We start from the raw sequence: 8,253 nt of genomic DNA on the forward strand, positions 1-8,253 counted from the left end.
CTGGTTCGTTATCAGGCGGTTCAGCCGGCGCCGAAGACATCGCCTACAAATCCCGTCAGGTCGGTGATGCGCCTGAGCGCCATGCCCGACCCGCCCTCGACCTTGGAGGCGTCGGGCAAAATCGCCTGTGAAAAACCAAGTTTCTGCGCCTCTTTCAACCTGTTTTCGGTCTGCGACACCGGTCGCAGGGCCCCGGACAGGCTGATTTCGCCGAAAAGCACCGCATCGGGGGGAAGGGCGCTGTCCTCGCGGGCCGACAGCAGCGCGCCCGCGATGGCCAGGTCGGCGGCGGGTTCGGCGACCTTCATGCCGCCCGCGACGTTCAGGAACACGTCCAGACCTGCGAAGGGGATGCCGCAGCGCGCCTCCAGCACCGCCAGGATCGTGCTGACGCGGCCGCTGTCCAGGCCCACCACCGTGCGGCGCGGGCTGGCCAGCGTGGATGGCGCGACCAGGGCCTGCACCTCGGTCAGGACGGGGCGGGTGCCCTCGATGCCCGCAAAGACGGCGCTGCCCGCGATGGGCTGGCCGCGTTCGGACAGAAACAGCGCCGAGGGGTTGGCGACCTCGGCCAGCCCAGCGCCTGTCATCTCGAACACGCCGATTTCCCCGGATGGGCCAAAGCGGTTCTTGACGCTGCGCAGGATGCGGAACTGGTGGCCGCGTTCGCCTTCGAAATAGAGCACGCAATCGACCATATGCTCGACCACGCGGGGGCCGGCGATCTGGCCGTCCTTGGTGACATGGCCCACCAGGATCACCGCGACGCCGCGGCTTTTGGCGAAGGTCACAAGCTCGTGGGCTGCGGCGCGGACCTGGGCCACGCTGCCCGGCGCGGCCTCGACCGTGTCGGACCACAGCGTCTGGATCGAATCGATCACCGCCACGTCGGGGCGTTCGGCGTCCAGCGTGGTCAGGATATTGCGCAGGTTCGTTTCCGCCCCAAGCCGCATCGGCGCGTCGGCCAGACCCAGACGGACCGCGCGCATGCGAACCTGGGCGCTGGCCTCCTCTCCGCTGAAATAGATCGCCTGATAGTCGGCGCGCGAAAAGGCCGCCGCCGCCTGCAGCAGGATGGTCGACTTGCCGATGCCCGGATCGCCGCCGACCAGCAGCGCCGAGCCGGGGACCAGCCCGCCGCCCAGCACGCGGTCCAGCTCGTCTATGCCCGACAGGAAGCGCGGCGGCGGCGGTTCGCTGGTCGAGAGGCCCGAGAGGGGCACTGGCTTGCCCTTGGAGGCGCCGAGGCCCCGGCCCGGACCCTGGGACAGGGGGGCCTCCTCGATGATGGTGTTCCAGGCGCCGCAGGCGTCGCAGCGCCCGGCCCATTTCTTGTGGGCGGCGCCGCAGGCGGTGCAGGTGAAGGCGGAGGTCTGTTTTGCCATGCCCCCCATCTGGCACCCGGAACCGGGCGTCGCAAGTTGGATATTTGAGGGGAGAAGAGGGGCTCACGCCTTTGTCGGCTTGAATTTCGGGGGGCGCGGGGGCAGGGTCCGGGCGGAAATTCAGGGGCTTGGACCATGGCGATAGGCTTTTCGCGTTTCGAATTCATGATCGCCTGGCGATACCTGCGGGCGCGCCGCGCCGAGGGTGGCGTCAGCGTCATGACCTGGATCAGCCTGATCGGCATCGCCCTGGGCGTGATGGCGCTGATCGCCACGCTGGCGGTGCGGGCGGGCTTTCGGGCCGAGTTCGTGGACACGATCCTGGGCGCCAATGCGCATACCACGGTCTATGTCAGCCCGCAGACGATCACCAATGAGTTTACCGACGACGTCTATGTCGTGCCGGGGCGGATCAGCGATTACGAGGGCATGGCCGTGCGTCTGGCCGAGGTTCCGGGCGTCACCCGCACGGCGGCGATCGTCAAGGGGCAGGTCATGGCCAGCGCCAACGACAGCTCGAACGTGGCCGAGGTGTTCGGCGTCGCCCGCGCCGATCTGGAGGCGATGCCGCGCATCGTGGACCCCGCGACCTCCATGGGCGATCTGGAGCGGTTCGACGAGGGGATCGCCATCGGATCGGGCATCGCGCGCGAGCTGGGCGTGGGGGTGGGCGACCGCATCCGCCTGATCGCGCCGGAGGGGGCGCGGACCGCGTTTGGCACCACGCCGCGGGTCAGCGCCTATGAGGTGACCTATGTCTTCAGCGCGGGGCGATACGACATCGACCGCACCCGCATCTACATGCCGCTGGCCGAAGCGCAGTCCTATTTCAACCGCGAGGGTGTGGCCGACGAGATCGAGGTCTTCGTCGACGACCCCGAACGCGTGGACGACTGGACGCTGGCGCTGATGCGGGCCGCCGGAGAGGGCGCGCAGACCTGGTCCTGGCGCGACAGTTCCGGGTCGTTCCTGTCGGCCCTGGACATGGAGGATGACGTGATGTTCGTCATCCTGTCGGTGCTGGTCCTGATCGCGTCGATGAACATCACCAGTGGGTTGATCATGCTGGTCAAGAACAAGGGCCGCGACATCGGCATCCTGCGCACCATGGGCCTGACCGAGGGGTCGATCCTGCGGGTCTTTTTCCTGTGCGGGGCCTTCACCGGGATCATCGGCACGATCGCCGGGGTGGTGCTGGGCGTGGCCCTGGCGCTGAACGTGGACAATATCATGGCGGGTCTGAACGCGCTGACCGGGGGCGGGGCCTGGCAGCCCGAGGTGCGCGGCATCTATCGCCTGCCCGCCGATCTGCGGGCCTGGGACATCGCGCGGGCCGTAGGGCTGTCGCTGTTTTTGTCCTTTGTCGTGACGATCTTTCCGGCGCGCAGGGCCGCGCGGATGAACCCGGTGGAGGCGCTGCGCTATGAGTGACGTGTTGCGGCTGGAGGGCGTGGGCAAGTCCTATGGTCTGGGCGGGCCTGCGCCGGTGACGGTGCTGGACGGGCTGGACCTGAGCGTCGCGCGGGGCGAAGTCGTGGCGCTGGTCGCGCCGTCGGGGGCGGGGAAATCGACGCTGCTGCATATTGCGGGGCTGCTGGACACGCCCGATGCGGGGCGCGTCTGGCTGGCGGGGCGCGACATGACCGGCCTGCCGGACCGCGCGCGGACCGAGGCGCGGCGTCAGGAGCTGGGCTTTGTCTATCAGTTCCACCACCTGCTGCCGGAATTCAGCGCGGCCGAGAACATCGTCCTGCCGCAGCTGGCCAATGGCGTGTCGGGGCGCGACGCGCAGGCGCGGGCCGCCGACCTGCTGGGCCGCGTGGGGCTGGCGCATCGCGCGGATCACCGCCCGGCCCAGATGTCAGGCGGAGAGCAGCAGCGGGTGGCGTTCTGCCGCGCGCTGGCCAATGCGCCCGCCCTGCTGCTGGCGGATGAGCCGACGGGCAACCTGGACCCCGAGACTTCGGACAAGGTGTTCGACGTGCTGATGGCGCTGGTGCGCGACACCGGGCTTTCGGCGCTGATCGCCACGCATAACCATGCGCTGGCGGCGCGGATGGACCGGATCGTTCGGTTGACCGCCGCCTGATCGTTGCGCCGGCACGGCTGCGGGTGCATGCTGCGCCGATAAGCAACCCAAGGGGGCAGATGATGCGGGCAGTGATGATGGCGGGCGCGGCGGGGATCGCGCTGGCGGGGCTGGTGGCGGCCTGTGCGCCCGAGGCGCAGCTGACCGGGGCCGCGCGCGATTACGCCGATTACTGCGCCGCCTGTCACGGCCCGACCGGGCGGGGCAACGGTCCCGCCGCGGTGGGGATGGTGCCTGCGCCGGTCGATCTGACGATGCTGGCCGCGCAGAATGGCGGGGTGTTCCCCAAGACCCGCGTGATGGGACAGCTGGTCGGATACACGATGGGGCGCAGCGAATCGCATATGCCGATCTATGAGGTCCTGCGCGAGGGGCCGGTGGTCATGTATGACGACGGGTCGGGCCAGCGCGTGGCGACGCCTGCGCGGCTGGTGGCCCTGGCCGATTACCTTCAGACGCTGCAGCAGTAACCCATGCGCGCGGCAGTTGCGGGGTTGGCCTGCCTGCTGGCGCTGCCTGTGCAGGCCGAGGGGCTGGAGCGGTTCGGCACGACGATGAAATACGGGCTGCCGCTGGCGGCGGCGGTCTGTGCCGCCGATCAGGACCGGCTTGAGGATTTCGCGCTGCGGGGTCTGGTCCAGGCGGCGGTGGTCCTTGGCCTCAAGACGCTGTTCGACGGCACGCCCCTTGGCACGCGCCCGACCGGAGACGGGCGGGGCTTCCCCTCGGGGCATGCGGCGGCGGCGGGGTTCGGGGCGGCGGATCTGGCGGGCAAATGCTGGGACGACCGGCCCGAACTGGGCGCTGCGGCCTATGGCGCGGCGGGGCTGACCGCCGTCAGCCGCGTGCAAGCGGGCGAACACACGCCCGATCAGGCGATGATGGGCGCGCTGATCGGGCTGGGTTTCGGGGCCGCCAGCTTTGGCATCGGATCGCAGGGCGCGTCGGTCAGCTGGGGCCTGCGGTTCTAGCGCAGGATGAGGCGCGGGCTGTCGCTGCGCGCGCCCGCCTGTCCGATGACCGCCGCATCGTCAAAGCCGTGGCGGGCAAAGGCCGCGCGCACCGCCTCCAGCGCGTCGGGGGCGCAGGCGACCAGCAGGCCGCCGCTGGTCTGCGGATCGGTCAGCAGGGCGCGGTCGGCATCGGCAAACCCGTCCGGCAGGGCCACGCCATCGCCATAGCTGGCCCAGTTGCGGCCCGAGGCGCCCGTCACGTGACCCGCCTCGATCAGCGCGTCGATGCCGGGCAGGCGCGGCACGGCGGACCAGTCGATCACCAGATCACAGCCCGATCCGCGCGCCATCTCCAGCCCGTGGCCGCCCAGGCCAAAGCCGGTGACATCGGTCATGGCATGCACGCCCGGAATGGCCGCAAGGTCGGGGCCGGGACGGTTCAGTTTCGTGGTGATGTCGATCATCCGGGCGTAACCCGCTGAATCCAGGTCGCCTTTCTTCAGCGCGGCAGACATGACGCCGACGCCTAGGGGCTTGCCCAGAACCAGCAGGTCGCCGGGCTGCGCCTCGGCATTGCGTTTCAGCAGGGCAGGGTCGATCAGGCCCAGGGCCACCAGGCCATAGATCGGCTCGACCGAATCGATGGTGTGGCCGCCCGCGATGGGGATGCCCGCCTCGCGGCAGATCGAGGCGCCGCCGTCCAGGATGGCCGCGATTGTTTCGTGAGAGATCGCGTTGATCGGCATGCCGACCACCGCCAGCGCCAGGATCGGCGTGGCCCCCATCGCATAGACGTCGCTGATCGCGTTCGTTGCGGCGATGCGGCCGAAATCATGCGGATCGTCCACCACCGGCATGAAGAAATCGGTCGTGGCCACCAGCGCCTGCCGGTCGTTCAGCAGCCAGACCGCCGCATCGTCGGACGTCTCGATGCCGACCAGCAGTTCGGGCGGGACGGGCAGGGCGGCGCTGCCCCGCAGCAGGCCCGACAGCACGCCCGGCGCGATCTTGCAGCCGCAGCCGCCGCCATGGGCCAGCGAGGTCAGGCGCGGTTCGGTCGGGCGGGGTTCGGTGGGGCTGGCTTGGGTCATGGCGATCTCCTGTCGGTGGGGCAGCATAGCGCGGCGGCGGGGATGTTCCAGCGGGCGCACGCCGCTATCTGCTTGCAGGCGGGGTGCGCCACGACTAGAACGGCCCAAATTTTCAGGCCGCCGGACAGGTGGCCCTTCTTTCTATGAGGGTGATGATGCAGGTCAAGGAAACGCAGAACGACGGTCTGAAGCGCGGGTATCAGTTCACGCTGCCCGCAGCCGACCTGGCCGCCGCAGTCGATGCCAAGCTGAAGGAAGCTCAGCCCGAAGTCGAGATGAAGGGCTTTCGCAAGGGCAAGGTGCCCATGGCGATGCTGAAGAAGCAGTTCGGCCCGCGCATCCTGGGCGAGGCGATGCAGGACGCCATCGACGGCGCGCTGCGCGACCACCTGGAGCAGTCGGGCGACCGTCCCGCCACCCAGCCCAAGGTCGAGATGGAGGGTGGCGACACCTGGAAAGAGGGCGATGACGTCGTGGTCAACGTGACCTACGAGACGCTGCCCGCGATCCCCGAGGTCGACCTGACCACGCTGTCGCTGGAAAAGCTGACCGTCCCCGCCGAAGAGGCCGCCGTCACCGAGGCGCTGGAGAACCTGGCCAAGTCGGCGCAGTCCTTCGAGGACCGCAAGAAGGGCACCAAGGCCAAGTCGGGCGACCAGGTCACCATCGATTTCAAGGGCTTTGTCGACGGCGAGGCCTTCGAGGGCGGCGCGGCCGAGGATTACCCGCTGGTCCTGGGCTCGAACAGCTTTATCCCCGGTTTCGAGGATCAGCTGGTCGGCGTGAAGGCCGATGAGGACGTCAAGGTCGAGGTCAAGTTCCCCGAGGAATACGGCGCGCCCCACCTGGCCGGCAAGGATGCCACCTTCGAGTGCAAGATCAAGTCGGTGAAGGCCCCCAAGGAGGCCGAGATCGACGACGAGCTGGCCAAGAAGTTCGGCGCCGAGGACCTGGACGGTCTGAAGAAGCAGATCAGCGAGCGCCTGGAGGCCGAATATGCCGGCGCCGCGCGCGCGGTGATGAAGCGCGCCCTGCTGGATCAGCTGGATGCGGCGGTCAAGTTCGATCTGCCCGCCTCTCTGGTCGAGGCCGAGGCCGCGCAGATCGCGCATCAGCTGTGGCACGAGGAGAACCCCGAGGTTCAGGGCCACAACCACGACGCCATCGAACCCACCGACGAGCACAAGTCCCTGGCCGAGCGCCGCGTGCGTCTTGGCCTGCTGCTGGCCGAGATCGGCCAGAAGGCCGAAGTGACCGTCACCGACCAGGAGATGACCCAGGCCGTTCTGCGCGCCGCCCGTCAGTATCCCGGCCAGGAGCGTCAGTTCTTTGAGTTCATCCAGTCGAACCAGGCCGCCCAGCAGCAGCTGCGCGCGCCGATCTTCGAGGACAAGGTCGTCGATCTGATCGCCGAAAAGGCCAGGGTCGAGGAAAAGACCGTGACCAAGGAAGAGCTGGAAAAGGCCGTCGAGGCGCTGGACGAGCTGTGATCCGGTTCCCATGACCGCGATCGGGCCGCATCCTCGGATGCGGCCCTTTTTCATGGCGCGTGCCTGCGTCAGGTGATCCCTTGATGCGGCGCGCGGGCGCGATTAGGTGAGGGCCATGACACGATCCCTGCATCTGATGAAGCTGTGCGTCGGCGCCGAGGGCCCCGAGGACCTGGCCGCCTGGCAGACCCGTTTCGGCGCGGGCCCCGCGCTGCATGTCACGCGCATGTGGCCCAAGCGTGAGGCCGAGCTGCTGGATGGCGGGTCGATCTATTGGGTGTTCAAGGGCGTCGTCCTGGCCCGCCAGCGCATCCTGACGCTGGAACGGGTCGAGGGCGCGGACGGCATCTTGCGTTGCGGCCTGGTGCTGGACCGCGAGCTGGTACGCGTCGCCGCCGTCCCGCGCCGCCCGTTCCAGGGCTGGCGCTATCTGCCCGGCCCCGAGGCGCCCCCCGACCTGCCCGCGGGCCGCGCCTTGGAGGAGCCGCTGCCCCCCGCCATCGCCGCCGCCCTGGCCGAGATGGGGTTGCGCTGAGGCTTGACGCTGCGGGGCGCACCGGCTATTTCCAGCGGCATCGCGGGTGTAGCTCAATGGTAGAGCAGAAGCTTCCCAAGCTTACGACGAGGGTTCGATTCCCTTCACCCGCTCCATGATCTTATTCGAAAATATTATTCAGAATAATGGCTTAGACGCCTGCTGCCGCCCATTTTGAGTGGTCTATCAAACCTCGTGCTATTGCACAAAAGTGCCATTTCGGGGCACTTCGGGAGCACAAGTCCCGAAGAAAGTCCCGAAGCCAAAAATCGAGGCCTGTTGATCGGCGAGCCTCGTCATCAAGCGCCTCCCCCTCTCCTCAATACGAATAGCCGTCGCAGGCTGACGGGGACGGCTGCCTCCTCTTCGGATTTCGTTTCCGGAACGAGGTGACTAAGATGCGTGTCCACATCCTCCCCTTTCGCGCGCCCAAAGACCTGGCGCACACGGCCAGCGCCATCGCGCATCGCTTCGGGCATCATCTTGAAGAGATCCGCCAGAAGAAACTGGCACGTATCGAACGGCTTCTTGAAGGGCTCAAATCCGTTGGCGAAATGACCCCTGAAGCCGCTCAGGAACTTGGCTCCAGATTGGACCTGTCGCGTTTATGTGCCGCTCCGCGTGCTCATTTTAGGCGGCCCTCCGTTCGAAGGCGCCCGGGCTTTTCCAGCCCAATGCTGACTGCCGGCGGCGGGGATTATGAAAGCCGT

The 8,253-nt window shown here is 68.0% G+C and carries 9 protein-coding genes and 1 tRNA gene; 8 read left to right on the forward strand and 2 right to left on the reverse strand.

The features are described from left to right. Window positions 1-20: 20 nt before the first annotated feature. Window positions 21-1,385, reverse strand: a complete 1,365-nt coding sequence (radA, locus tag FA740_RS02780; RefSeq protein ID WP_136855252.1) for a DNA repair protein RadA — start codon at window positions 1,383-1,385, stop codon at window positions 21-23. A gap of 135 nt (window positions 1,386-1,520) precedes the next feature. Here radA and FA740_RS02785 point away from each other — a divergent pair, with 135 nt between their 5' ends. The 4 genes from FA740_RS02785 to FA740_RS02800 are packed head-to-tail and all read left to right on the forward strand — an operon-like array spanning window position 1,521 to window position 4,445. Beyond that, window positions 1,521-2,816, forward strand: coding sequence for a lipoprotein-releasing ABC transporter permease subunit (locus FA740_RS02785; RefSeq protein ID WP_136855253.1), 1,296 nt, complete (start codon window positions 1,521-1,523; stop codon window positions 2,814-2,816). After that, the gene (locus FA740_RS02790) at window positions 2,809-3,474 is read left to right on the forward strand and encodes an ABC transporter ATP-binding protein (RefSeq protein ID WP_136855254.1); all 666 of its coding nucleotides are present in this window, start codon (window positions 2,809-2,811) and stop codon (window positions 3,472-3,474) included. The genes FA740_RS02785 and FA740_RS02790 overlap by 8 nt, the downstream gene beginning before the upstream one ends. Before the next feature lie 59 nt (window positions 3,475-3,533). Beyond that, complete coding sequence (locus tag FA740_RS02795) at window positions 3,534-3,944, forward strand: cytochrome c family protein (RefSeq protein ID WP_169306199.1); 411 nt, start codon at window positions 3,534-3,536, stop codon at window positions 3,942-3,944. A gap of 3 nt (window positions 3,945-3,947) precedes the next feature. Further along, complete coding sequence (locus FA740_RS02800; protein WP_246053423.1) at window positions 3,948-4,445, forward strand: phosphatase PAP2 family protein; 498 nt, start codon at window positions 3,948-3,950, stop codon at window positions 4,443-4,445. Here the strand turns inward: FA740_RS02800 and selD are convergent. Beyond that, a complete protein-coding gene (selD, locus tag FA740_RS02805) occupies window positions 4,442-5,518 on the reverse strand; it encodes a selenide, water dikinase SelD (protein WP_136855256.1) in 1,077 nt (358 codons plus the stop codon). The genes FA740_RS02800 and selD overlap by 4 nt on opposite strands. A 155-nt stretch (window positions 5,519-5,673) precedes the next feature. Here selD and tig point away from each other — a divergent pair, with 155 nt between their 5' ends. From tig to FA740_RS02825, 4 genes are all read left to right on the forward strand, one after another. Next, window positions 5,674-7,008, forward strand: coding sequence for a trigger factor (gene tig / locus FA740_RS02810; RefSeq protein WP_136855274.1), 1,335 nt, complete (start codon window positions 5,674-5,676; stop codon window positions 7,006-7,008). A gap of 115 nt (window positions 7,009-7,123) precedes the next feature. Continuing rightward, the gene (locus FA740_RS02815; protein WP_136855257.1) at window positions 7,124-7,543 is read left to right on the forward strand and encodes a DUF1489 family protein; all 420 of its coding nucleotides are present in this window, start codon (window positions 7,124-7,126) and stop codon (window positions 7,541-7,543) included. Between the two features lie 42 nt (window positions 7,544-7,585). After that, a tRNA-Gly gene (locus tag FA740_RS02820) sits at window positions 7,586-7,659 on the forward strand. A gap of 282 nt (window positions 7,660-7,941) precedes the next feature. Further along, window positions 7,942-8,253, forward strand: a 312-nt coding sequence (locus tag FA740_RS02825) for a hypothetical protein (RefSeq protein WP_136855258.1), incomplete at its 3' end; no start/stop codon positions are given.

It is taken from the genome of Paracoccus hibiscisoli, from assembly GCF_005048265.1.
Classification (GTDB): Bacteria; Pseudomonadota; Alphaproteobacteria; order Rhodobacterales; family Rhodobacteraceae; genus Paracoccus; species Paracoccus hibiscisoli.

Coding starts and splice junctions, on each gene's coding strand:
- radA (WP_136855252.1), bottom strand. CDS start 1,385: ATGGCAAAACAGACCTCCGCCTTCACCTGCACCGCCTGCGGCGCCGCC.
- FA740_RS02785 (WP_136855253.1), top strand. CDS start 1,521: ATGGCGATAGGCTTTTCGCGTTTCGAATTCATGATCGCCTGGCGATAC.
- FA740_RS02790 (WP_136855254.1), top strand. CDS start 2,809: ATGAGTGACGTGTTGCGGCTGGAGGGCGTGGGCAAGTCCTATGGTCTG.
- FA740_RS02795 (WP_169306199.1), top strand. CDS start 3,534: ATGATGCGGGCAGTGATGATGGCGGGCGCGGCGGGGATCGCGCTGGCG.
- FA740_RS02800 (WP_246053423.1), top strand. CDS start 3,948: ATGCGCGCGGCAGTTGCGGGGTTGGCCTGCCTGCTGGCGCTGCCTGTG.
- selD (WP_136855256.1), bottom strand. CDS start 5,518: ATGACCCAAGCCAGCCCCACCGAACCCCGCCCGACCGAACCGCGCCTG.
- tig (WP_136855274.1), top strand. CDS start 5,674: ATGCAGGTCAAGGAAACGCAGAACGACGGTCTGAAGCGCGGGTATCAG.
- FA740_RS02815 (WP_136855257.1), top strand. CDS start 7,124: ATGACACGATCCCTGCATCTGATGAAGCTGTGCGTCGGCGCCGAGGGC.